At 58.0% G+C, this 25,013-nt stretch carries 24 protein-coding genes; 3 read left to right on the plus strand and 21 right to left on the minus strand.

Annotated elements, in window-relative coordinates:
* Window positions 1-84: 84 nt before the first annotated feature.
* The 7 genes from HP15_RS10575 to HP15_RS10605 all read right to left on the minus strand — a co-directional run bounded on the left by HP15_RS10575 (window position 85) and on the right by HP15_RS10605 (window position 8,776).
* Complete coding sequence (locus HP15_RS10575; protein WP_041646258.1) at window positions 85-1,551, minus strand: SLC13 family permease; 1,467 nt, start codon at window positions 1,549-1,551, stop codon at window positions 85-87.
* Between the two features lie 50 nt (window positions 1,552-1,601).
* Entirely contained in the window at window positions 1,602-2,207 is a 606-nt protein-coding gene (locus HP15_RS10580; RefSeq protein ID WP_014577467.1) for a DUF2238 domain-containing protein, read from the minus strand.
* Between the two features lie 20 nt (window positions 2,208-2,227).
* Window positions 2,228-3,976, minus strand: coding sequence for an N-acyl-D-amino-acid deacylase family protein (locus tag HP15_RS10585; protein ID WP_014577468.1), 1,749 nt, complete (start codon window positions 3,974-3,976; stop codon window positions 2,228-2,230).
* Window positions 3,977-4,074: 98 nt separating this feature from the next.
* Entirely contained in the window at window positions 4,075-5,280 is a 1,206-nt protein-coding gene (locus tag HP15_RS10590) for an efflux RND transporter periplasmic adaptor subunit (RefSeq protein WP_014577469.1), read from the minus strand.
* 32 nt (window positions 5,281-5,312) lie between these two features.
* A complete protein-coding gene (locus HP15_RS10595; protein WP_014577470.1) occupies window positions 5,313-7,694 on the minus strand; it encodes an ABC transporter permease in 2,382 nt (793 codons plus the stop codon).
* A gap of 21 nt (window positions 7,695-7,715) precedes the next feature.
* Window positions 7,716-8,447, minus strand: coding sequence for an ABC transporter ATP-binding protein (locus HP15_RS10600; RefSeq protein WP_014577471.1), 732 nt, complete (start codon window positions 8,445-8,447; stop codon window positions 7,716-7,718).
* A gap of 8 nt (window positions 8,448-8,455) precedes the next feature.
* Window positions 8,456-8,776 (minus strand): TraR/DksA family transcriptional regulator, encoded by a 321-nt coding sequence (locus tag HP15_RS10605; protein WP_008174687.1) that lies wholly within the window; start codon window positions 8,774-8,776, stop codon window positions 8,456-8,458.
* Window positions 8,777-8,919: 143 nt separating this feature from the next.
* On the opposite strand from HP15_RS10605, the gene HP15_RS10610 reads away from it, so the two are divergent.
* From HP15_RS10610 to HP15_RS10620, 3 genes are all read left to right on the plus strand, one after another.
* Entirely contained in the window at window positions 8,920-9,252 is a 333-nt protein-coding gene (locus HP15_RS10610) for a phasin family protein (protein ID WP_008174685.1), read from the plus strand.
* Window positions 9,253-9,261: 9 nt separating this feature from the next.
* A complete protein-coding gene (locus HP15_RS10615; protein ID WP_014577473.1) occupies window positions 9,262-11,064 on the plus strand; it encodes a PHA/PHB synthase family protein in 1,803 nt (600 codons plus the stop codon).
* A 99-nt stretch (window positions 11,065-11,163) separates the two neighbouring features.
* Entirely contained in the window at window positions 11,164-12,528 is a 1,365-nt protein-coding gene (locus tag HP15_RS10620; protein ID WP_008174680.1) for a sodium:solute symporter family transporter, read from the plus strand.
* A 24-nt stretch (window positions 12,529-12,552) separates the two neighbouring features.
* Here HP15_RS10620 and HP15_RS10625 read toward each other — a convergent pair whose 3' ends face one another.
* The 14 genes from HP15_RS10625 to HP15_RS10690 form a co-directional block, all read right to left on the minus strand.
* Window positions 12,553-13,554, minus strand: coding sequence for an AgmX/PglI C-terminal domain-containing protein (locus HP15_RS10625; protein ID WP_014577474.1), 1,002 nt, complete (start codon window positions 13,552-13,554; stop codon window positions 12,553-12,555).
* A 2-nt stretch (window positions 13,555-13,556) separates the two neighbouring features.
* Entirely contained in the window at window positions 13,557-14,057 is a 501-nt protein-coding gene (locus HP15_RS10630) for an ExbD/TolR family protein (protein WP_008174676.1), read from the minus strand.
* Window positions 14,054-14,566, minus strand: a complete 513-nt coding sequence (locus tag HP15_RS10635; protein WP_008174674.1) for an ExbD/TolR family protein — start codon at window positions 14,564-14,566, stop codon at window positions 14,054-14,056. The genes HP15_RS10630 and HP15_RS10635 overlap by 4 nt, the downstream gene beginning before the upstream one ends.
* A gap of 25 nt (window positions 14,567-14,591) precedes the next feature.
* Complete coding sequence (locus tag HP15_RS10640; RefSeq protein WP_014577476.1) at window positions 14,592-15,299, minus strand: MotA/TolQ/ExbB proton channel family protein; 708 nt, start codon at window positions 15,297-15,299, stop codon at window positions 14,592-14,594.
* Between the two features lie 139 nt (window positions 15,300-15,438).
* Window positions 15,439-15,744 carry a hypothetical protein gene (locus HP15_RS10645; RefSeq protein ID WP_014577477.1) on the minus strand — a complete coding sequence of 102 codons (306 nt, stop codon included), beginning with the start codon at window positions 15,742-15,744 and terminating at the stop codon, window positions 15,439-15,441.
* 15 nt (window positions 15,745-15,759) lie between these two features.
* The gene (locus HP15_RS10650) at window positions 15,760-16,329 is read right to left on the minus strand and encodes a tetratricopeptide repeat protein (protein ID WP_041645287.1); all 570 of its coding nucleotides are present in this window, start codon (window positions 16,327-16,329) and stop codon (window positions 15,760-15,762) included.
* Window positions 16,316-19,285 (minus strand): tetratricopeptide repeat protein, encoded by a 2,970-nt coding sequence (locus HP15_RS10655; RefSeq protein WP_227499623.1) that lies wholly within the window; start codon window positions 19,283-19,285, stop codon window positions 16,316-16,318. Before HP15_RS10655 ends, HP15_RS10650 begins: the two co-directional genes overlap by 14 nt.
* Window positions 19,194-21,137 (minus strand): coiled-coil domain-containing protein, encoded by a 1,944-nt coding sequence (locus tag HP15_RS10660; protein WP_169702157.1) that lies wholly within the window; start codon window positions 21,135-21,137, stop codon window positions 19,194-19,196. Before HP15_RS10660 ends, HP15_RS10655 begins: the two co-directional genes overlap by 92 nt.
* 8 nt (window positions 21,138-21,145) lie before the next feature.
* A complete protein-coding gene (locus HP15_RS10665; RefSeq protein WP_041645288.1) occupies window positions 21,146-21,697 on the minus strand; it encodes a hypothetical protein in 552 nt (183 codons plus the stop codon).
* A gap of 19 nt (window positions 21,698-21,716) precedes the next feature.
* The gene (locus tag HP15_RS10670) at window positions 21,717-22,877 is read right to left on the minus strand and encodes a DUF3570 domain-containing protein (protein ID WP_039882068.1); all 1,161 of its coding nucleotides are present in this window, start codon (window positions 22,875-22,877) and stop codon (window positions 21,717-21,719) included.
* Complete coding sequence (locus HP15_RS10675; protein ID WP_041645289.1) at window positions 22,864-23,100, minus strand: DUF4266 domain-containing protein; 237 nt, start codon at window positions 23,098-23,100, stop codon at window positions 22,864-22,866. Before HP15_RS10675 ends, HP15_RS10670 begins: the two co-directional genes overlap by 14 nt.
* Window positions 23,101-23,118: 18 nt before the next feature.
* A complete protein-coding gene (locus HP15_RS10680) occupies window positions 23,119-23,622 on the minus strand; it encodes a TlpA family protein disulfide reductase (protein ID WP_014577483.1) in 504 nt (167 codons plus the stop codon).
* Between the two features lie 11 nt (window positions 23,623-23,633).
* Entirely contained in the window at window positions 23,634-24,278 is a 645-nt protein-coding gene (locus HP15_RS10685; RefSeq protein ID WP_008174661.1) for an outer membrane beta-barrel domain-containing protein, read from the minus strand.
* Window positions 24,248-25,000 (minus strand): SH3 domain-containing protein, encoded by a 753-nt coding sequence (locus HP15_RS10690; protein ID WP_014577485.1) that lies wholly within the window; start codon window positions 24,998-25,000, stop codon window positions 24,248-24,250. The genes HP15_RS10685 and HP15_RS10690 overlap by 31 nt, the downstream gene beginning before the upstream one ends.
* Window positions 25,001-25,013: the final 13 nt, after the last annotated feature.

A 25,013-nucleotide genomic window follows, 5' to 3' on the forward strand; every position in this document is an offset into this window, starting at 1 on the left:
GGGCCTTACGGAGGGGAATTGAGAACTGCTTCAAGACATCGGGAGGAATAAGGCGGCAGGCCCGGTTGCCGGGCCTGATGAGGGTCAGAGGGTAAAGACCACTCCGAGTAGCAGATAGCTCAGGACAGTCACCACCACTATGCCGAGCAGGTTCAGGGCGAACCCGGCTCTGATCATGTCGCCGATCTGCATGTGGCCACTGGAGAACACGATGGCATTGGGCGGGGTAGCCACCGGCATCATGAAGGCACAACTGGCGGCAATTGCAGCCGGTACTGTCAGTAGCAACGGCGACACCCCCTGACTAAGGGCCAGCGCCCCCAGCAACGGCAGAAACGCCGCCGCAGTCGCTGTATTGCTGGTAACTTCGGTCAGAAAAATGATCACGCCAACCACCAGCAGGATCATGACGAGCATCGGCAGGGCGCCGGCCACTCCGAGACTTTGGGCGATCCACTCCGCAAGGCCCGAACTGCTGATCACGCCGGCCATGGCCAGCCCCCCGCCAAACAGGAGCAGTACGCCCCAGGGAATACCCTTTGCAGTTTCCCAGTCCAGCAGAAATTCACGGTTGCGGGTATTCACCGGGATCAAGAACATGGCGATGGCCGCAGCAATGGCAATGCCGGTGTCGCTTAGCCAGGGCATCAATCTGTCGGATAACAGAGGCCTGAAGATCCAGGCACTTGCCGTAACAAGGAACACCAGTGCCACGAGCTTTTCGCCCTTTCCGAGCGTGCCCAACGCCTCAAGCTCTTGCCGAATGGCCTTGCCACCGTCGCCAGAGTTGCCAAGACCGAAGTCCCGGCGGGTCAGCCACCACCACGCCAGAACCAGCATTACGATCGTTACCGGAACGCCAAGAAGCATCCATTGGGCAAAGCCCACGGAGACGCCCTGGTTTTCGCTCAGGTAAGCGGCCAGCAAGGCATTTGGCGGTGTGCCAATAAGCGTGGCAATGCCACCGATACTGGCAGAATAAGCGATAGCCAGCAGCAGGGCCGTGGCATAACGCCGAACACCCTCAGGGTTATCATTGGTATCCATCATGGCTACCACCGACAGACCAATCGGCAGCATCATAATGGCGGTTGCCGTATTGCTGACCCACATGCTCAGAAAGGCCGTGGCCAGCATGAATCCGGCAATCTGGCGTCGGGGCTTGCTACCCACAGCCTTCAGCGTCATCAGGGCGATTCGCCGGTGCAGGTTCCACCTCTGCATTGCAAGCCCGAGGGTAAACCCCCCCAGGAACAGGAAAATGATTGGATTGGCATAGGGCTCGGTGGCTTCACCAACGGTTCCAAGCCCGAGCGCGGGAACCAGCACGATCGGTAACAGGGCAGTGGCGGGGATCGGAATGGCCTCGGTGGACCACCAGGTCGCCATGAGCAGCATCAATCCGAGGGCGGACCATGCTTGCCCAGACATGGTTTCAGGAGGTGGAAGGAGAATAGTCGCCAGAAGAAACGCGGCTCCGAGGATGAGCCCGATCACCTGGCTGCGGGGCATTCCCTCCGGTTGGTTGTCAGCATTGAGTTCTTCCGACATACAGTCCTGTTCCATTAATCAGACATTCCACTCCGGCTCGCGGCACAGCGTCATAGCTCCTCAAGCTGGCGATCATGAAAACGCCCAAGCAGGATAAGCGCCAGGATGGCCCCGGACAATGCCCAGGCCATATCCGACTGAGTGTCCCAGACGTAACCCTGGGTGCCCAGAAATGCCTCGGCGGCTTCATCGCTGAGCAAGGCTACCCACCATTCAATCAACTCGTAAAAGGCGCTCACCGCAAGGCAGAAGCAGACAATAAAAAACGCAGCCCAGCGGCGACTGGAGAACACCTCGAAACGAATGACCACTTCCCTGGCGACCATTGCGGGGATAAAACCCTGCGCCAGATGGCCAAGCTTGTCGTAGTTGTTACGCTCCCAGTCGAACCATTCCCGAAACCAGTCGAACAAAGGTACTTCCGCATAGGTATAGTGCCCGCCAACCATCAAGATGATGGCATGCACCAGTATCAACACATAAACCAGCGGCGTGAGTGGATAACGGAAGAAACACCAGACAACCGCTGCGAAACCAACGGCGGCAGGCAGCACTTCCAGAACCCATGTGGCCCGATCCGTGGGCTCGATGGCAGACCAGACAAATACAGCAAGGAAGACCACCACCCAGACTGCGGGTGCAAATCGCTGGCTCATAAGTTTCCTTTTGTCCGTGATTATCCAGACGCCCCGGCGCGCAGGAAGTGTCCGTATCCGGATTCCCTGCCCAACGCAGGTTGCACCTCACCATTCGTTACCGCAGGCCGGCCATTGATCAGCACCTCTCTGACACAACCAGGGACACGGTTAACCATTCTTTCCAGTCCGAAGTTTTCCATCTCGCCCCATTCAACCTGCTCCAGATCCTGATCAAGGCCACGGGGATCAAGTACCGTTATATCGGCCCGGTCCCCTACCCTGATATGACCTGCATCAACGCCAAGCCAATCTGCCTGTTCGCCGGTCAATCGGTGGACGGCACGTTCGAGGGACATGATTGGCTCGCCCTCCCCGTGGCTTTCATTAACCAGCTTCAGAAACCGAAGCGGCAAGTTGTAGAAGGCCATATTCCGGATGTGGGCGCCGGCATCGGAGAAGGTGATCAGCGCGCCCGGATTGGTCACCATTTTTCGGAGCCTATCCTTTCTGTGATTCCCCACCGTGGTAAACCAGCGCAGAGAACGTCCATGGGCCACCACCATGTCGAGGAAGAAATCGACAACATGGATGCCGCGGTCTGCCGCCAGTTCAGCGAAGTTTCGCCCGACGACACTCTTGTCCGGGCAATCGAGAATGACAGCATCACCGAAATCCCGCTGCCAAACTCGCGGAGAGAGCTTTTCCTTATAGAACTTCCGGAATTTCCGGCGGTACTGTTCGTCCTTGAGGAGATCGTTGCGCTCAAGCTGATCCCGAATATCCAGGGCCATTTCACCGGCACCGAATTCTTCGAACAGCACGATATCCATGCCATCGGCATAGACCGTGAACGGTGTCGGGAGCAGCTGCCAGCGAAAATTACCTCCAAAGCTGTTGGCCAGCCATCCGACCAGACTCGCCATTGGTTTGACCGTGGGGTTACCCTTGAGGTCGATCATCGCAATGAGGGTTGTTTTCAGCGGCTTTCTCAACCAGCCCAGGGTCTCTTTCAGGTACTGGGTCACCTGCAACGGATTGGCCGCATTCGGTGCGCCCTGGTGCACCCGCCCGTACCGGCGCAAAAGTGCATTCAGACGGCTGACCTCCCGCCAGCGGGCGTAAGTGCTTGGCAGGCTCTTGGACCACTCCCGATCACCGTCCACCTTGTCCCATTTCAGGCACATGGTGGAAAGACCGAGGAATCCTTCCTGCAGCGCCTCCTCCAGCAGAGCCTCCATTTTTTGCTGTTCTTCGGGAGTCGGCGTCACGTTTCTGTCAGTGGCGCGATGAAGACCCATCACGGCGGTTCTCAGATCACTGTGGCCGAGAAAGCTGATGACATTGGGCCCCAGTGGATGCTGGTCCATGAACGCCACCCACTCTTTTGGTGTCTGCCAGGACTTGTGCTGCTTCAGAATGGGCAGCACTTTTTCCCTCGGGACCGTTTCCACCCGGGTAAAAATATCCGAGGCGTCCTCCGGATCGGAACAGACCATGCTCAGGGAACAACTGCCGATCAGCACCGTGGTGACACCGTGACGCACGGATTCAGACAGGGACGGCGCTACCAGCAACTCGGCATCGTAATGGGTATGGGTATCGAGAAATCCCGGCGTTACCCAGCAACCGCTGGCGTCAATCGTGCGCGTCGCAAGGCCGGGTTCGGGCTGCTGGTCAAAGACTTCGGCAACCCGCCCATCTTTGATGCCAACATGGGCGATGCGTGAGGGGCCGCCGGTACCGTCAAAGTAGCGGCCGCCGACAATAAGCGTATCGAACTGGTTCACCGTGCCAGTCTCCTTTTTGTTTTTATGTGCCGTCAGTCTAGCCAGCCAAACGTGATATGTCCTCTCATTTTAGCCGGCGGACCGTGCAATGCAGGCCATTAACGAAGACGGATACGGCTGCCGTCTTCAAGCTGACGATCCGGGTGTCGGACGACGTTGTCTGCCTCAGTCAATCCTTCCTGGATAACTGTATGAAATCCGTTTGTGCGACCGACCGACACGTCTGTCAGAACCGCAATGTCATCGACAGCGCGGAATACCTGGTGCTGCCCATCAGTGACAAAGATGGCGGATTCCGGAACCTGAAGGACATTGTCGGAACGCCAGAGCAGAAACTCGGCGTCTACCCGATAGCCGTCCCCCAGGCTTTGCCAGGCATCAGCAGGACTGGTGATATCCGCAACCACCTGTACCCGCCTTTCTTCCACACCCAGGGCCGACACGTCCTCGAATCCAACCGGCTCAACGCGCCGGACGGTAGCGTCCAGGGTGCCTCCACCCCACCCGGTGAGGCGCGTCACCATACCGGGTTGAAGATTGACGGCATCAAAACTCAATACATCCACAACCACCTCAAGCGCCCCGGGATCCCCCAGTTCCAGAATGGCTTCACCGGCCTGAATCACACCCTCGCTTTTTCGCACAATTCCCAACACAGAGCCGTTTACAGGGGACCTGACCGGCACACGTTCAACCGCTCCATCACCGTTCGCACGCGCGGCAGACACCTCAAGGCGGGTTCGGGCCGCTGCCAGTTCGTGGGCCATCACTTCTTCGTCAAAGCGCGCGGAACGCAGAATGGCCTGGGTTCTGGCCGCAGCGGCCCGGGCCTGCTGCAAACGCTCGTCGGAAACAAAACGATCATCACTGAGCGCCTGTAGGCGGGCCAACTCACGCACGGCAAGGTCTGCTTCAGCCTCGGCCGCCGCCACTTTTTGACGAGTGGAGTTCAGCGCCGAGCGGGCCGACTGCACCTTGGCCTCCGCTTCGGCCCGACTTCGGGCATCAAGGGTGCTGGCAGGCATGGGGTCAACCTCCGTCAGCAGCTCTCCCGGAATTACCGGATCCCCCACTTCCAGCAATACCCTGTGCAGATAGCCGGCAACCGGTGATGAAACCACGTATCGGTCACGCACCCGCGTTTTGCCCTCCTCCTTGATAGTGATTTCCATGGGGCCACGGGTTACCGGCGCCAGATCCACCCAGACCGGATCCGGTCGGATCGTGACCACAACTGCAACACTGGCGAGCATTACAAACACCCCCCAGAACAACCATTTTCCGGCAAACCCTTTTTTCGCCATAACCTCAGTTCACTCCCCGATTGCTTTCGCACCTATTCCCGTGTTTTCAACACCGCTACCAGATCCAGCCGTTTCAGGCGCCACCAGGCAATGGCCCCGGAAGCGATCGCCGATACCACCACGACCAACGCGGACATGCCAAGTGTCTGGCTGGTGATCGTCAAGGGCACCCGATACAGTTCGGTTTGCATGGCAGTAACAATCATGAGAGCCAGACCCTGGCCAATCAGCCAACCGAGGGGAATGCCCAGAAACAGCAAAAGCGCAACCTCTCCCAACAATATATGCGCAACTTCATTCTGGGTGTATCCCAGCACTCTCAGGCTCGCCAACTCCCGACCTTTTTCCGCCAGTGAAATCCGGATCGTGTTGTAGACCACTCCAAAAGCGATGATTCCGCCCATCAAGCTGTTGAAAAAGGTGAACGTCAGGAAGGTTCTCGCCAGGGTGTCGTAGAAGCTGTCGAGCATGGCCTGCCGGATGCTCAGGCCAAGCACTCCCGGGGTTTCGCGAAGACTGTTATAAACTTCCGAAGCCTTGTCCGGGTCCAGGTTGATCAGAGCCTGATTGATCAGGGGCCCGTCCCCCAGTGCCCGGTTGAGGGCATCCAGATCCATGTAGGCACCAACCCCGAGAAACTCGCTGGTGATACCGGCGACCGGAACCATAACCGTTCGGCGGTCGCCCTCCAGGAGCTCCAGCTGCAGAACATCTCCCGGACCGACACCCAGTTCATCGGCCAGAAAATCGGTCAACAACAACCCCTCCCTGGGGAGCGGAACCGGCTGCAGGTCACTGTCGATGACAAATTGCAGGCGCGCCTCGGAGGGTATTCCGGTGACTGCGCTTCGCCACTCCCGATGGCCGGAAACAAGACGTGCCGGGACCGAGCGTCGCCCCTCCACGTAACGTATCCCGGCTTGCCGCTGCAAGCCGAACAACGCCGCGCTGTTCACCGGATCAATAAAGGTCGCGGACAGATCCTGTTGCTGAACCCGTGCAAACTGCGTGTGGACCATCAGGGACACCGAGTCGAACTGGAAGTTTCCCACCATCACGATGGCAGTGGCCATAGCGACCCCAGTCATGGATAACAGGGTCCGAACCGGACGACGGGAGAGCTGGCGCACGATCATTCGGGAGGGCTGGGCGAAACGGATTCCCGAGAGCAGCTTTTCCACTATGGTCACCCGGTACCTGGCGGGCCCCTCAGGCCTCATGGCTTCAGCGGGTGGCAGTGCCGCTGCCTGCCTGATGGCTCGCCAGGCTCCGAGCCAGGCGACCACAATTGTCATCAACCCCAGCAGCACAACCCATGCGGGGTCAATGCGAAACAACAGCCCCGGAAAGCGGTAATAATCCATGTACAGTTCGCCGAGAGAGCGTCCAAGCCATAGGCCAAGGCCAAGCCCCGCCAGCAAACCGATGACGGCAATCACGATGACCAGTTTGCTGTAATGCCAGGCGATCTGACGGTTGCTATAGCCGAAGGCCTTGAGTACCGCGACGATATCCCGTTGGGTGCTGATCAGACGGCCAATCACCACATTCAACAAAAACATGGCGACACTCATGAAAATGAGGGGGAAAACCGTCGCCATGGTTTTCAACTGATTGAGCTCGTCACTCAGAAAACGGTGGGAAAACTGGTCGTCCCGGCCAAAAGCCCCCGTTGCCCCATACCGGGCCAGCAATCGATCCAGAGCATCAATGACGGAGGCAGCAGAATGGCCAGGTTTGAGCGTCACCACCAGGCTGTTGAAAGCGCCCCGCATATCCATGGCGGATTCCAGGGACTCTCTGTTCATCCAGAGAACACCATACCGCTGATAGTCCGGCAGCATACCGCCCGGAGGAATGACGTAGATGAATTCCGGTGACTCAACAATGCCGGTTATCGTAAGAGCCTGCCGGCGGCCGTTGATAATGGCTTCAAACTGATCTCCCAGAACCAACTCATGCGCTTCGGCAAAGCTTCCGATAACTGCGATCTCCTGGCTTCGACCAGCAGCCGGGAGCCGTCCCTGGCGAATAAAAAGGCGGTTAACGTCAGGCTGACCTTCCGGCGGAACAGACACCAGGCGAGCCGACACCGGATCCGGAAACCCGGGTATTTCCAGTTTCGCAGCGCCTTCGACCCTCCCCTCGTACCTGGCGATACCAGGCAGCGCAGCGATGTCCTTGAGAGTATGGCGTGGAGCCCGTTTGACCGGCGCAAAGACCTCGGCAAATTCGTGTTGTTCGTAATACTGGGCTCTGGTTGCCAACAGCGATGAATAGTTCACGAGAGACATCACGCACACGCCCACGCCTCCGGCAATAACCAGTGCGATGGCCAGTACCTGGCCGCGCATCTGCCAGAGTTCCCGCCGTAACTTTACGTTCAGAACCGTGTTCAATCCCTTCGGCGACATCGCTGTTACTCTTCAGTACCGTTACCAGGACAATGTACGGGGATCCTGGCGACGCTCATTAAGAAGCTCACCGCTGATGTTGCCGTCCGAGAGCGTTATCACGCGATCCGCCATGCCGGCGATGGAAGCATTGTGGGTAATGATGACGGTAGTCGTGCCGGTCTCCCGGTTGGCTTTGTCCAGTGCCTCGAGCACCAATACGCCGGTGGCGGAATCGAGGGCGCCGGTTGGCTCGTCGCACAGGAGTACATCCGGTCGTTTGGCAATGGCCCGGGCAATGGCAACGCGCTGCTGTTCACCACCGGAAAGCTGGGCCGGAAAATGGTCAATGCGGCTCTTGAGCCCAACCAGTTCAAGTGCCTCTTCCGGCGTCATTGGATTGGTCGCTATCTCGGTCACTGCCGCCACATTTTCCCTGGCGGTGAGGCTGGGAATGAGATTATAGAACTGGAACACGAAACCCACGTGTTCACGGCGATAACGGGTGAGTTCGCGGTCGCCGGCAGCACTGAGATCAAAATCCCGATACCGGACCTCGCCGGTCGATGGCACATCCAGCCCGCCAAGAATGTTAAGGAGTGTGGATTTGCCAGAACCGGAAGCGCCCAGCATGACGACCAGTTCGCCGCCATAGAGATCCAGATCTACGCCACGGAGGGCATGAACCTGAACCTCCCCCTGATCATAGGTTTTCGTCAGGCCCCGGGTCTGGAATACGGCCGAGCCGGTCGTGGATGCCTGCAGTGGCTCCATGGTGTCACTCAGTCTTCGGCACAGTCCACGCAAACCGTGGTATATGGCAGAACCTGCAAGCGGCGTGGGTCAATGGCCTCGCCGCAGGATTCGCATTCGTCACCCACACCGTTATCAATCCGAGCCAGTGCGTGTTCAATCTGAGCGAGTTCGGAACGGGTTTCGGTTTCCAGCGAATCGACCACTTCGTCGTTCTGGGTCTGGGTAGCCTGCTCCTCGAAATCCTTGTCTAACGCGCCCCCTTCCCGATGCTGATGCGCCTCATAACGGGAAAGTCTGGCCGTCAGGTCGGCTCTCAGTGTTTCAAGTTCGGATTTCCGGTTGGTCATATGGCGCCTCCTGCCTTGCCGGGAAAACATGTTCCTACAGTAAAGCATAAGCTGAACCCGGGATTGATGCTTGTCAAAATTGCGTCACGCAGGATGAGGCAGAATAGAATTCCATCAAATCCATACGCAAAGGAGTTGTGACCATGAACACCGAGCTTTTCGAAAAAGCGACCCGTCTGAACGAAACCCTGTTCGAGCAATTTGGCAAGGCTGCAGAAATGCAGATGAACGCCTTCCGACGTTATGCCGATGTCACCATGGAGCAGGCTAAAAAGGTGTCTGAGGTCCGTGATCTGGAGAGCCTGAAAAGCCTGACTGGCGACCAGGCGGAGACCCTGAAATCACTGAGCGAGCAGTTCACCGCAGATTGGAAAGCCTGGCAGGACTACTTCAACGAAAGCAGGGAGCAGATTCAGAAGGTGTTCGAGAAAGCACCCGAGGCATCGGCCAAGCCCGGCCCGAAAACCGCCAAATAAGGGATAGTTATGTTCGGTCTGGATACGCTCGGGAAAGCAGTAGGTCAGCTCGTCAACGGCTTCGAAACCAACGTCCGCCAGGGACAGCAGCAACTGGAGAAAGCATTCGGAGATGCTGGCGTCCTGGATGCCGCAACGCTCTCCACGATAACGGAAATGTCGGATGCCTACCGCACAATGGCCGAAGATCTGCTCCTGCATCCGCTCCGGTTTGCAGGAGCGGAACTGGATCTGGCCCGCAAACATGCCGCGCTGGGGTACTACACCCTTGCACGGCTCGTGGGCAAGGACAAGAAGCCCGTTGTCGAACCAGAGGCCGACGACCGACGCTTCCAGGCCGAGGAGTGGCACAAGCATCTGCCTTTTGATGTCCTCCACCAGGCCTATCTGATCAACTCACAGGCCTTTCTGAACTGGGCGGCCGGCATGGAAGGGATTCCCCCGGCAGGACGGGACCAGATGCTGTTCTACGCCCGACACCTGACCAGCGCACTGTCGCCATCGAATTTCCCCGCCACGAATCCGGAAGTGCTCAGGATTACGTGGGAACGCAAAGGGATGAACCTGATTGACGGTGGACGGCAGCTGATCGAAGACCTGCGGCAGAATCCTTCCCTGTTCAATGTTGGGATGACAGATCGCTCTGCCTTTGAGGTAGGACGTAATCTGGCAACTACCCCTGGCAAGGTCGTGTTCCAGAACGAACTGATGCAGTTGATCCAGTACTCGCCAACAACAGAGACCGTCAGCAAACGCCCGTTGCTGATTGTTCCGCCATGGATCAACAAGTACTACATCCTGGACCTCACCGCCAGGAACTCCTTTATCCAGTGGTTGGTCAACCAGGGACAGACTGTTTTTATTATTTCCTGGCGAAATCCCGGGCCCTCCCTGCGGGACAAAGGCTGGGAAGACTACATGGAACTCGGGCCACTGGCGGCCATGGATGCGGTTACCGAAGCCACCGGCGAAGACCAGATGAATCTGATCGGCTATTGCATCGGTGGCACCCTGCTGGGCTCAACATTGGCCTGGCTCAAGAAAAAAGGCCGTGATCCGGTAGCCAGTGCTACCTATCTGACGACACTTCTGGACTTCTCGGACCCTGGCGGAATCGGTGTCTTCATCAACGATCACTCGATCCGGGGTATTGAGAAAATGCTGGAGCGCAAGGGCTACCTGGACGGCCGCGCTATGGCGTTCACGTTTAACCTTTTGAGAGAAAACGAGCTGTTCTGGTCGTTCTGGACCAATAACTACCTTAAAGGCCAGAAGCCCGCGGCTTTTGACCTGCTGTACTGGAACACCGATGGCACCAACCTGCCAGCGCGAATGCACAGCTACTATCTGCGACAGATGTACCTGAATAATCGACTGGTGAAGCCAGATTCCCTGAATCTGCTCGGCGAGTCCATCAATCTGTCCGAAATCGATGTGCCCTCTTTTTTCCTGTCCGCCAGGCAGGATCACATCGCCAAATGGAAAACCACCTACAAAGGGGCGCTGGCCCACGGCGGTGATGTCCGCTTTGTGCTCTCCGGCTCCGGCCATATCGCTGGCGTGATCAACCCGCCCTACAAGGAAAAGTACGGCTACTGGACCAATGACACCCTGGTGCCGGATGCAGACACCTGGTTCGAGAAGTCCGAACACCATCCGGGATCCTGGTGGCCTCACTGGCTCGAGTGGATTGCCCGTTTCTCAGACGGCGACGTGCCGGCTCGCATCCCCGGCGAAGGGAAACTTCCTGCGATTGAAGACGCACCCGGCAGCTACGTCAAAGTCAAAGCTGCGGAGGCCGTGAAGCAGTAGACCTCTGCGTGGCCCGCATTCCTGCGGGCCAACGTATCTCGCCCCGCTTCCGCCGTTGTGGCACTATGGCCCGCTTGATGAACGGCGGAGAACCTCCCGATGTTTTATACCACCCTCGCGGCGATCGTGGTCGCCATGATCCTGTTTGCCTGGCTCGGACTGAGAGCCCGTCTCGCCGACGGCGGACTGGATGACTATGTAACGGCAAGAAACAGTCAGGGAGCCAGGGCCCTCGGACTGTCTTTCCTCGCTTCCGGCATGGGCGGCTGGATACTGTTTGCCCCGCCGGAGGTTGGCGCACTGGTCGGCCCTCTGGCTCTGGCTGGCTATGCCCTGGGCGCCGCCTTGCCGTTTATCGTGTTCGCCTTCTGTGGCCCCGCTATTCGCCGCTTCCTTCCGGAAGGACGCAGCATCGGCGAATTCGCCAACGCCTGTTATGGCAATGGCGTACGCCGCTACGTTTCGACGATCTCGGTGCTCTATATGCTTTGCTTTCTGACCGCGGAGCTTACTGCCATTGGTGCCATAACGTCGCTGCTTTCCGGTATTGATGGCGGCATTGTGGTCATTGGCGTTGCCATAACCACACTGGTATACACCGCTGTCGGTGGTCTCAGGGCCAGCATCGTTACCGACCAATGGCAGGCGCTGTTACTGATCGGCTTGCTGGCTATCGTCAGTTTTGTTGCCGTAGGCAAGCTTCCGGACGCAGCACCCGCAGCGCTACCGGATATCCCTGCGTCGGCGGCCCTGAGCGTGGCGCTAACCCTGGTGATTGCCGTCACCGCCGCCAACCTGTTCCACCAGGGATACTGGCAGCGTTTATGGTCGGCTCGTGATACGGACGCCCTGAGCCGCGGCGCGTTGCTGGGCGGCGTGGTCACCATCGCCGTTGTCGCCGTGGTTGGCGGGCTGGGAATACTGGCGGCCATGAGCGGCGCCGACCTTGGCAGCCCGCCGATTCCGTTTTTTGCCTTGCTTGCTGATGCGCCGGCCTGGCTCGCTTTACCGGCCCTGATCCTGGCCATCACACTCGTGGCATCCTCGGTGGATACCCTGCAGAACGCACTTGCGTCGCTGGCGGTTACCGAAAAACAGGGGTTGTCCATTGTCAGTGCCCGATGGTTTACCGTGCTGCTGATGATTCCTGTGGTTCTGGTGGCACTTCAGGGGATTTCCGTGCTGCGGCTATTTTTGATCGCAGACCTGCTTTGCGCCACGGCGGTTCTGCCTGTACTGATGGGGCTCTGGGGAAAAATGACCACGAGGGCGGCGATCCTGGGCTGTCTGGCGGGACTTTTCGGCGCGATTCTGCCCGGATGGATTACCGGTGGCAGCCTGATGGCCGGATTGGAAGCTGCCAGCTTCCCCGGCAGCATTCCCACCCTGATGCCTTTCGTTGGTGCCCTGGTAGGCTCCGGACTGGTCAGTGTCGTGATCGCGACCACAACCCGGAAACGCTAAGCGGCATACTTGCTGTCCAGTGCCCTAGCTGGACAGCAATTCGATCGGATAACGGATCTTGGTTTGATCAACGCCCGGTCGGGCCCCGAAATCCACCAACCTCAGACGATTGCAGATCTTGCTCTCCAGCGCCGGCTCATTGAGTGTAGATTCCACCACCGAACAACTCGATACTGCACCGTTCGGCTCAATGACCAACTCCGGGGTAATACTTCCCTGCAGCGACGGTTTGCGCCGAAGCTCCCGGTTGTAGATGCTGTAGATCGCGGATTTGTTGGCATCCATGGTCCGGCGCAACTCTTCCTTGCTCCGGGTTCTGGCCGCAGTTTCCTGCTGTTCCTTGCGTGCCGCCTCTTTCACCGCAGCAACTCTCTCTGCTTCGGCAACTTCCGCGCGCTGACGCTCGGCCAGGGCGACCTGACCGGCCTCCCGGTTGAGCACTTCCTCGTTCACCCCACTGCTCTTCGCGCTCGCGGTCGCGCGCGAGGCCAAAGTATCACCGGTTTTGCGGGCAATAGGTTCCGCTGTATTGGCAACCGGGCCGTCCAGCTTGACCGACTCCGCCAGCGAACTGAGTTTCTTCAGTTCGTTCCCCATTGCGAGAATACCGGTATTCTTTGCCTTCTCCCGCGCCTTGGCGACCTCTTCAGGCTTGGGTTCTGGCTTGGGCTCCGGTTTTTCGGCTACCTGAGGCTCCGGCTCGGGTTCCGGCATCACCGGTTCAGGAACCGGCTCCGGCTTGGGCTCTGGTTTGGCCTGTTCCACCGGCTTTTCCTCAGGCTTCGGCGGTTCGGGCTCCGGCTCGGGCAACACCGGTTTTGGGGGCTCCTTTTTCTCGATGATCAGCTTGGCCAGCTGAGGCGGCAGAGCTTCCTGTTCCTGCCTGTCACGTTCTGGCAGCTCTACCCAGCTGACATAACCTGCAATTGCAAGGAACAATGGCATCACAAAAACAGCGGCGGCCAACAACCGCTTACGTTCACCACGCTCCTGATTCCAGGGCAATCCGTACCGATAATCCATCATGGTCAGGCTCCCTGTTCCGCACGCTGATTAACCGCCAGGGAAATACTGGCGTAACCGGCGTCCACACAGGTGGACATGATTTTTTTCAGCAGCTCGTAGGGCAGTTCGCGGTCTGCAAGAATGGTAATTGGTCGACCCGCATCCGGGGCAGGTGCCGACGAGCGACTGGCCTGATAGTCCAGTTCCTGCTTCAGGGCAGGCTCCACCTGTCCGTCAAACGTCTGGAAGGCGTCGCGTTTCACTACCAGCCGACCGTTCACCAGGATATCCCGGTCTGTGACGGTGAGGGCCAGGACGTCACCAGGGGGTTGCTGAGCGGTGGAATCCGGCAGTTTGATAGTGTTGTTCTGGTTCAATACCTGTACGTCGGAGGAGGAGTTCACCATCAGGAAGAACACCAGGATGGTGAAGATATCCATCAACGAGACCAGGTTCATCTTTCCCTGGCTTTTATTGCGCCGGTAATGGCGTTTCTGGCGGCGGGCCTTGGCAGATTCTTTCATGAACTCACCTCCGCGGATCCCGAAGGCTGTGCGGGCGCATCGCCGAGAGAGATCTCGGGGAACAGCTCCGCTTCAACCACACTACCAGCCACTACTGCCTCGTACGAGCGCACCGTGTCCATCACCGAGACCAGAGACTGATAGGACGTCTGCCGGGACGGCATAATAATCACATCCTTTTTGTCGGGCACACGGCTCTTGATTTCCTTCATGACATCCTTGAGCAGAACGAAATCATACTCGCCCTCGCGCTGGGGGATGTTCTTGATGACGCCGCCCTGGTTATCCGCAACGACCAGGCGATCCTCATAGATCACCACCTGGATCTGCAGCTCTTCCGCCTGCTGGGCCGACAGGCTCTCACCGGTCGGGAAGTTGAGTTCCAGAACGCTGGTGTGGGCGAACACCATATTCAGCAGCAGTACCGGCACCAGCACAATCATGAGATTCATGAAGGGCGTGATGTCGAGATCGGCCTCACTTTGTAGGCGACGATGTTTCCGTCTCATGGCCTGACATCCTTCTGGCTGGTTATCAGGCCGGGCTACCGGCCGGAGTCGCTACCTGTGCCGGCGCAGCGGCATTCTGTCCCTGTGGTTGAGCGGCGGTCTTACTGCCAGAACCATCGCTGAGGAGGTTCAGGACCTTGATGCCCGCCATCTCAAAGCTGTCGACGATCTCATTGGTCTTGGTCTGCAGCAGTGAGTGGATCAGCAGCATGGGAATTGCAGACATAAGGCCGAAGGCGGTGGTGTTCATGGCAACCGAGATACTCTGGGACAGAAGGCTCGCCTTCTGGGCCGGATCCGCTGCAGCTACCGCGGTAAACGCTGCAATCAACCCAATAATGGTACCCAGCAGGCCGAGCAGCGTGGCAATGTTGGCCAGCGTGGCCAGATACTGGGTACGCTTTTCCAACCGCGGCATCACATCCAGCAACCCCTCTTCCATCGCGTATTCGATCTCTTCACGACCCTGGCGGCGGGCCAGGCGCTGAAGGCCGAAGCCGATCATGGTCGACATGGCACTACCGGATTCCTGGGTGTAGTTCAGGGCGCCCTTCAGGTCACGCTTGGCGATCATCTGATGCAGGCGGTTGAAGTCCCGACGGTTGGTCAGTTTCTGGGCGGAAAGGTAAACGTAACGTTCAATGGCAACAATGAGTCCGACAATCAGCACAACTGCAATCGGAAACATAAAAAAGCCACCTTCCTGGAAGAAGCGAACGGCGGTATCGATCATTTTCTGGGCACTCCATGGTCCGGTTTTCAGATCAGTCTAAGCGCGTCACTCCCCTGCAAGGGTAAGTTCGCGAAAGTCTGTGTGAGGGTTTGTTTAATCTTGCGCAGGAACACACTCATGACGTGACAGGCATCACACTCTACTGCCCTGTGTTGGCCTGGGTCTGTTTGATAAACGCTTCGTGGTACTTGATAAAACGCTGGAACTCATAGCGTTCCAATGGCCGGAGACCCTGATCAACCATCAGGCGTTCTTCTGGCGCACGCAACTCGTCCACTTCCGGTGGCTGCCAGGGCACCAGATACATCACCGTAGGCACTTCCTGATCGCCACGGATTCGCGTGCCCTCAATGGTAACCACACCCGGAGCGTCCTGGGCGAAGACCATCGGCGCCGTGGGCACCAGCGCGGAAACTGCCAGAGCGATTAGCGCGAGACGTTTCATATCACATAGTCCACATCAGATTCTGTTTTTGGCATCGAAGATCCAGTCTTCCAGTCTGGGGTGCGGCTCACTGGCCGCGGACTGATAACGCTCATAAAGGTCAACCGCCTCGGCAGGTTTACCCAGGTAGATATCAAGCAGGAAGGCCAGATTAAGGATCGCAGGCGCGTAATTCGGATCAGCAGACAGTGCCGCGCGATAATACCCTTCTGCTTCGTCGAATTCTCCGGCATTCCGGGCAATTACTCCCAGATGATTCAGCGCCTGGACATGTTCAGGATTCACCGTGAGCGTGCGTTCAAACCAACTTTTCGCGGTCTCGGTATCCTCTTCCTGGAACGCAATAATGCCAAGGTTGGCCATGGGGCCGGCTTTTCCGGGGTAGTCGCTCGCCAGTTGCTCGAATCGGGTTTTGGCCTCGGCAAGATTTCCCTCCTCCATGGCACTCACGGCCTTGGCGAATGACGCTTCCAGTGCAGCTTGCTCAACTTCTGCCTTAGACTCCGGCGGCGCCGGCGCCGTCACACACCCCGAAAGCGAAAAAATCACGAAAAGACAGAGTCCGCAGGCCTTAATCGAGCTCATAGACAACCCCCTGGGTAACTTCTTCTTTCCGATAACGTCCGGGCAACAGGGCTTTCAAGGCCTCGTAACTGCGCTTGACCCATTCATCGAAAATGCCCTCCCGGGCCCGCCGGATATTCTGCTCGTGGATATCGATGGCGTTGTCCTCAAACGGGTAGGCCTGCTCTTCCAGGAGAAGCTCGTACTGAGCCAGTTCAAGCTCGCTCAATCCGGTGGGCCGCTCCGAGTCCATGAGATCGGCACCGAGGCGTGCATAGATGTGGGCGATCTGGTAACCAGCCTCGGTTGCAAATGATGAAAGGCCATAGCTGGCCGTCTTCTTGTAGGCGTTGACCGCTCGTTCAAGCGCATCGGTCTTCGCTGTCATGCTTTGATTGAGTGGCAGAGTCAGCCTGATGCCGTCATACCGGGCAAGGGCGTCGCGGGCGAGGATTGCAGAGGCTGACGCCGCAAGGTACCGCATGCGATCGTCGGCGGCGTCCGGGTCCCGGTCCACCGTTTCCATCTGCTTTCGCAACCAGTAATCCCTGCTTTCGGCATCCCCGTCTTCCTGATAGAGCTCAGCCAGCCGATTGGCCGCTTCCATGTAGACGTCCGTCGGCTCGGGGTGGCTGTTGGCGTAATTTCGCCAGGTATCAATCGCCTTCTCCCGGTTACCGGCCTGATCGTACAGTTCTGCTGCAATCAACAGGTTTTCCCTTCGCTCTTCCGGCGTCTTGGCGAGGGAGACCATTTGCTGGAGTTCGTCGGCGGCTCGCTCCCACTGCTCCGTTTCACGGTAGGCCAACGCCAGTTTTGCAGGGACTGTGTCAATCAGCTCGTGATTGGGGAAAGACCGCCTGAAACTGGTCAGCACACCGATGGCCTGCTCCCAGAGATTGGCGGTGATAAGAAGTGAGGCAGCATCGTATTCGGCGTTTGCCCGCAGAGCGGATTCTGGAACGGCCGTGCCGACTCGCAGGAATTCGCTCACCGCAGCCTCCACATTTCCGGCATCAGCTAACTGCTCCGCCTGTCGATAGACCGCGGCTGCCAGATTTTCACGAACGCCGCTTCTGCGTTCATCGTCTTCGGCCATTGTTGCCAGGGCGTCACGATAAGCCTGTTCCGCCTCGGCGTATCGGGCCAGTTCGGAGAGGCTGTGCCCGGATAACAGCAAAGCTTCCGTCGTCAATTCATCCGGGGGCGTGGGTTGCCAGGTAACAAGTCGGGCCGCCATATTGACGGTCTCTTCCCAGTTGTTCAGGTCAAATTCACGCTGCAGCGCAATGTAATACACCGCCGGCGCCCGGGCGTCGCCGGGAAACGCATTTGCGAACCGCAGCCGGTTCAGTTGTTGCAGCTCCTGATAGGCCATCCGCTCCGATACCGGTTCACTCTCCCAGGTTTGCGAGTACTCCCGGAATGCCAGCACCGATGCATACCCGGCTTCAGCTGCCCGATCGGCTACTGTGTCTTCCGGATAGTCATAGGCCACGCGTTCGAAAGCTGCGATTGCTGCCGGCCAGTCTTCCAGCTCCAGGTAAGTCTCACCCAGAAGGAACAGCCGCTCCGGTGTACGGGGGTGGTCCGGGAAGGTAGCCGCAAATTCGGCGTAATAACTGGCGGCTTTGCGGTAATGATCGTCCGCCTGCTGATCATCCTCCGCCTCCCCTGCCAGCAGGTACTGGCGGTCCGCCAGTTCCGGCAACAGTTGTTCCAGTTGTTGCTCGATGAAGCCAATTGCATCGGGGCCCGCTGACTGCCAGTAATCGCTGTAGATTCCGTAAAGGCTGACAAAGCCGGCCTTTCGTTCAGGGATCGTACGGGTGAAACCGGCCAGCTCAAGGGTATCAATGATCCGGATGTGGTAGCGCGGCGCCCAGGGACTCTCCGGATGGTCTTCTATGTAGGCCTCGAAGACATCGATGGCATCACTGTATTGCTCTCTCTCGAGCAAGAGCTCGCTGTAGCGGTCGTAGACCAGTATTTCGTAGGGGCGACCACCCGTTTGGCGGAAAAGCGCCTGGAGGGTTTCCGCTCCGTCAAGGTACGACAGGGACAGCCCTACCACCCTGAACAGATCTTCGATCAGTGTCTGGCTCCGCTGATCCACGTCCGCCACCGGCCTGCCCTCGGGCATGACAAGATCAAGCACTTCAACGTAACTGAAGAGCGCTTCCTGGTATTGCGCCTGCTTGAACAGACTCCAGCCCTTCATGTAATGCGCGTTCACCAGGAACGAGGGATCGGCCATGCGTTCCTGGCTCGCGAGGGTAACCTCGTCGAAAGCCTGTTCCGCTTCCCCGTATCGACCATCGATAAACAACAGATCGCCGCGGCGGAATTGAGCCTCAACCCAGTATTCTGAATCCGGGTAGCGGCGAACCAGAGTATTCAGGGCTTCAAGCTGCTGCGGCGTCGCGCCTCGAAGCTCCCAGGCTCTGGCAAGCTGATAATAGATCTGGTCATTGCCCTCACGCTCTGGATATTCCGACAGAAGACGCTGGTAGGCATCGATGGCGCCGGACAGTTCATCGACAGCCGAATCCGCCATTTTCCGCTCCGCACGCTGGAATTCCAGATCGGCCAACCGATGCCTGATGGTAACCTGCTTGCGGGGATCCTCTACGAGTGGCAAAAGCGCCTTGTAACTGTCCATTACCGTTTCAATGGAAACATCTTCTGCGGGGTCGCTGACCGCCGCTGCATCTGCACTTTCCTGCCGCGTTTCGATCGCCGGAAGCGCAGCCAGTGTGCCCTCACGGACTCGCGGCATTTCTTCGCCACCGGCAGGCATCATCGACTGCAACATCTGGCAGCCACTCGCCATGACAAGGGCCCCAACCATGAGGAGGCCTTTAACAGTCCTGCCGGCCATCCGATTATTCATCACCGGCACCTGCAGTTTGCGATGCGCGGAACAACTGGTCCGCCAGCCTCGCCTGGGCGTGGCGAGAGGCCAGCAGGTATCCATTAAGCTCCTGTTGCTGGGCAGCCAGCATCCGATCAACCTGCGCCAGGAGTGTTTGCCGGGCACTGCCTAATGCCTCGGACACCTCTGTTCCAAGAGTCGCGAGTTCCCGTTCGCTGGCAGCGATCCGACGAGCCAGTTCCGCATGGCGGGCATCATCGGCCATCAGGCTTTCAACCCGTTGCCGCTGGGCCTGAAAGCTCTGCATCTCGCGATCCAGTTGCATGAGCTGTTTTTGCGCCGCCCAGCGATTGATTCCATAGTCATCCGCAATCCACCAATCGAAGTAGGCACGCATCCGCCGATACGTCGCACGCTGCCTGGCGGTCGTCGCGTCGTCAGGCAAATCCGCCAGAGTTTCCTCCACCTCATCGAGCTTGTCTCTGAGCGCTTTTTGTTGCGAGGTCATGAAGAATCCCGCATCTTCGTCTGCCAGCGCCGAGGAAATTCTGTCCGTGAAGTCCTCGTGCAACTGCTGCCACTGGTCTGCCTGTTGGGTTTCGAGTGCCCGACGGGTCTCGGCAATACGAATCTGCCGTTGCTGCTCACGGGTCTCCAGCATGATCCGGAACGATTCAAACCTGGACTGCCGCTCGGCAATGAAGGACTGCATTCGGTAGAGTTCGTTCAATTCGGCAAGCGCCTGCTGGAACGTTTCCGAAGCCAGCACTTCCGCCATACCAGAATCGAGGGGCTGCACGCGCAGCCGGCCATAGGAATCTGTAAGAATCCCATCGCTGTCACGGCTGAACTCAAGCTGGGCCATCAGACTTTCTTCATTCAGCCGATCCCGGATATTGTCGAGCTCCCTGATACGGGCCTCGTAATGGTCGGCTGCCTTTTTAAACGCAGGCAATGCTCGCTGTGGAGCGTTCATCTGCTCAAGAACATAGGCGCGGGCAAAGGGAACCTGCTGGCGCCAGGGCAAAAACAGTTCACGGTTCGCGAGAGTATCAAGGGCGTCGAGAGCCCTCTCCGGCCTGCCCTGGCCCGCCGCGGCGACGGCGTAGTCAAAGAGAGCCTGATCGGCGAACACGCCGGTCAGTGGCATGGCTCCCAGGACCTCCAGAGCTGCCTCAAACTGGTTATCACGCAAATACAGGCCCGCAAGCGAGAGGCGAGCGCGGCCCAGCAGGCCCTCCCGTTCGGCATCTGGCTCGACGGAGTCAATGGACTCGTCGAGGATGGCGATGAGCTTTTTCAGTGCCTCTTCGGCGGCAGCTCCGTCTGCCGCATCGAGAGCGGAGACCGCGGAATTGTACCGGAGGTAAAGGGACCAGATGTCCGTTTCGTCCAGCTGCTCCCGAAGCGAAGTCAGTTCGGGTTCATCATCAGGGCGGGCAGACATCATGACCAGCCGGGAGCGCAGATAAATCCATTCGCGGAAAAGATCGTGGTCGGCCTCGGCCAGTATCTCGCCATCGACACGATCGAGGTTCTCACGTGCGAGCGCCTGATTCCCCTCGAGGTAAAACACCTTACCGAGATAGAACCAGGCCTGGTTGCGAACATCAGGCGACAGATTGCTGCCGGCGCCATCGGCCCCGAGTAGCTGCGTAAACAACCTGCTCGCCTCTCGGGTCATCCCCCAGGACAGCATGAGCCCGCCCTCGACGAGAGCCGGATGATCTCCGTGTCCCTCGATGCCGCCCCGTTCGCGCGCCACGGCCAGCTGGGTCAGAGCCTCGAAGGCGTTACCCTGATGGTATTCGTACAGCGCCCAACCATAACGAAGGTCCTTCGCCCGCTCGGGTTGCGCCTCGTCGGCATGAGCCGGAGTCATCATCAGCCACAGTAGGGCACCCGCGTAAATGAACGGGCGTCGACCTGAGGACTGGCTTGCTTTCAATCCCACGACGCGGCTTACTCCCACTCCACAATGGATACGGAGGGTTGGTAGTTGGAGGAGCGATCTTCAACGCGGATTTCCAGAGCGGCCGTTCCAGTGCCCTTCTCAAACTCCAGGGAGGCCGCCTGCTTGTAAGGCCGCTGATCCGGGCCGATTCCCTCAACAAACGCCGTCATCTCATGGACGCCGGTTTTCAGGTTGCCAACGTATAGCCGCTGCATGCCGCCGCGTTCAAGGGCAGTCACCTGTCGCTCCGTATACAGGTGGGAAGCAACAATCTCGTCGTCGACTTTCAGTTTGACCGCATCCAGCTTCAGAAACTTCCCGGCATCAACGCTGAGAAACACGGCAACCTGGGTATTGGCTGGAAAAAGCAGATCTTCCTCAAGGATAAACAGGTCACGATTCAGGCGTATCACTTTCTTCTTGAGCGCCTCCACCTGCTCGGCGACGGCTGTATCATCTTTCTCCGCCCCGGGATTGGTCTGGGCAAATGCGGGGGCTGTCAGGGCGAGGGTCAATGCCGCTAAAAGCACCGGAAATCGGGAGTTCAAGCAAGTGGCCATGGTCGTTCTTCCTGCATGCTCAGTATTCAAGAATCAACGACGCCCGGGTTACGTAGGCATCGAAGGAATATAGGGGTTCTTCGCCGGGGAGAAAGTCACCTGCTGCGGTGACATCCCGGAAGTTGTCATATTCAAAATTCAGCCAGTCCACCAGTAAGCTGAACTGCAGGCGATCGATGCCGGGAAGCGACGTCTGCTTCCATTCGTAGACCGCGCCCACCGCCAGGGTTGTCCCGGATAGGGAGCTGAGCTCCTTGTCACGGGCCAGGTGTGTCTGGGAGTTCTCGAATGGGAAAAGATCGCTGTAAAAGTCCGCCTCGCTCTGGCTGTAGTAACGAATGGAACCTTCAAGGGTCCAGTGCTGGTTCAATCCGTGCACGTATCCCAGTTCGACCGTGTGGGCGTTGATGCCCCAGGTATCGGAAAAATAACGGTATTCACCGCGAATTGAGGCGCGATATGGCAGATAGTAAAGCGCTCGCATGGCCACGGAGGTACTTGTTCGGGTTTCCGGATAACGTTCTGGTTGATACAGGAACGCTGTGGAATCGTTCGGGTCGATGTAGCGGTTCTGTCGGTAAGGGTTCTGCAGGAAGCCCTCATCCGTAACCACCTCAAGATCCAGGCCTACCAGGCTGTTGCGGGTGACGACCTGGCTCAGTCCGAGCTGATAGTTCCGACGATCAGCTTCCTCGCTGAAGGAATCGTTGCCGACCCGGCCCACTTCATCCCAGCCGCTGGCATAGCCCATGGTTACTGTGGACATGCCCCCGAAAAACTCCTGGCTGAGCGAGAAGTAAACGGTGTTGGCCTCGTAATCGTTTTCGGAACTGTTGGTGAAACCCAGACTCAAAATGGACTTATCGTGCAGGTAATCGACACCAAAAGTGTACTCGTTGCGTTCTTCCTCGTAGGGGCTCGCCGTGGCCAGAACGTCCACAGAGGCAGCCGAAACGGAGTCAACATAGTACTGGCCGGAAAACGAAACCGACGAGCCAATACCCTTGCGCACCAAAACTGAGGGGCCATCAATGACCATGCCACCACCGTCATAGCGGTGGTAGAGAACATCCACGTTATCCACTGGCAAGGTCGCCGCAATCGCCTGTTGCCCGGCCAACATCAGCACGAACAGAGCGCAGACGGAGCGTACTAACCTCTTGCCGTCAGTTACAGCCACAGCCACCCCCAGAACCGCCTTCTGCTCCCCGCGCAGACTCCCGGGACTGATAGACGTGATGCATATAGGAATCCGCCTTGCCATGACGGCTGAGACTCATGACCGGATCCGCCAGATTATCCCGTTCATAGGGTTTTACCCACGGCTTGATTGAGCTGCATCCAGAGATCGTGAAGGTCGCGACCAAAAGAGCAGAGGCAGTGAAGATCGACAAATTACGCATAAACGTTCCGTCCGAAAATTATTCGCGCACCAGCTCGCGAATCTGCTGTTCGTACTCGTCTTCGTAACCCGGCTGATAGCCGTAGTGGAGATACCGGGCATTACCATCGCGATCGATCATCACGGTCGTTGGCATAGCCTGGACTTCATAAAGCTCGCTCACCGAACTCTCCGGATCGTAAAGGATCGGGTAATTCACGGGTACCTTGTCCAGGAAGCGATGGGCCTCTTCCCGATTCTCATCCACATTGACCGCCAGAATCGTGAAGCCGAGATCCTTGTATTGGCTGTAAAGCTCATCCATCAGCGGCATTTCCTGGCGGCAGGGACCACACCATGATGCCCAGAAGTTCAGCATCACCACTTCACCACGATGGTCCTCCAGCCTCAGGTTTTCGCCGGAACGGCTTTCCAGGGTGAAATCCGGAGCTGGCACATTGATGGCCTCGGCGCCCGCCATGGGGCTAAGACAGGCCAGGACGCCCGCCACAGCCAGTGATTTTATGGATGCTTTCATAACCATTGCTCCTGTAATCAGAAAAAGACCGACAGGCCAGTGCTGACCTCTGTGTTCATGGAGGTTTTCTCGGCCCCAAGAACATCTATTCGGTAGTAGTGCTGTCTTACGCCAATCTGAACTGCAACGCTGTCCGTCAACAGAACCTGATAGCCCGCGCCGGCATTCAGGGTAAACCGGGTGTCACCCGCAAAATCGGTAGCGCCGGCACCCGCAATCAGATAGAAATTGGTGTTGAATGCGTAGTTCTCGGTGAGGAAGGCCTCGCCCGGAAGCACGTTGTAACCCAGGTTGATGTTGTAATAGCTGTAATCCCGCTCGCTGTCGGTAAGCACCTCCACGTTACCGGCCAGCTTCTCGAAACTGGTTTCTCCACCCTCCGCGAAGCCGACTCCGGCCTCGAAAAAGAAGGACTCGCTGAGGTGGTAGGTGAGCTTGCCGCCATAAAGCAGCGACGACTCGAAGTCCTCGATATTGAGCACGCCCACAAAAGCGCCAATTTCAAAGTTCTCGGTGTCAATCAGCGCCTCGGTGACCGGCACTGGGGTAACATCCGGCTCGATCAGCGGCCGATCATCCTGGGCCTGGGTTGCTGTGGCTATGCATAGCCCTGCCCCGAGACACAGCGTTTTCAGAAAAAGATGCTTAGTCCGATTTTCCATTCTGTCGCTTCTTCGTTGGTGGACCGGGTAGTGAACACTTTGTAGTCCTTCACTTCGGCACGGATGAAATATCGATCGGTGATGTAGGCGCGGATGCCAAGCCCTGCATGGCCAATGCTGTTATCCCGCTCTTCGGGCTGAGCCAGAGTGGCCTTGGGATCAACCCAGATATGCCCGACCCCCAGGGTAAAAAAGGGTGATACCCGCCAGTCAGGAAATGGCTGATGCACCAGATTCGCATTAACCATCCTAATTTCCGAGGCGCTGCCCAGAATCTGAGAAGCCCAAAGCTCGGCGGACAGGTTTCTGGTCATCCAGAAGCCTCCGTAGCCTGCCGTGACAGCGGCACCGTCAAACTCCCCCATCATCAATCCGGCTTCCACCCGCCGGCTTTCAAAAGCCTCAAAATCCGGCACCTGAAGATCCACACGATTACCCGTGGCATCCACCGTCTGCGCAATATCCGCAACCGCTATCCAACCCTCCCGGCCACGGGTATCCGTCACTTTGATCCAACTTGTCTTGCGCTGGAGAATGGTCAGCCATTCCCCTTTTTCGCTGGTATGAAAAACCGGATAGCCCGTTGCCGGTCCGGTTCGCCAGGACACATAGGGCTCCGCCACCTGCACTTTCAATGCATCGTCTTCAGCCTGCCCCCACAGCCAGCCGGCCCAGCTCTGGGCCGGCAACAACAAAAGAAACATAAGAATGGCGATGGGCATGGTGCGAATTTCA

The sequence above is a fragment of the Marinobacter adhaerens HP15 genome, from assembly GCF_000166295.1.
Lineage (GTDB): Bacteria > Pseudomonadota > Gammaproteobacteria > Pseudomonadales > Oleiphilaceae > Marinobacter > Marinobacter adhaerens.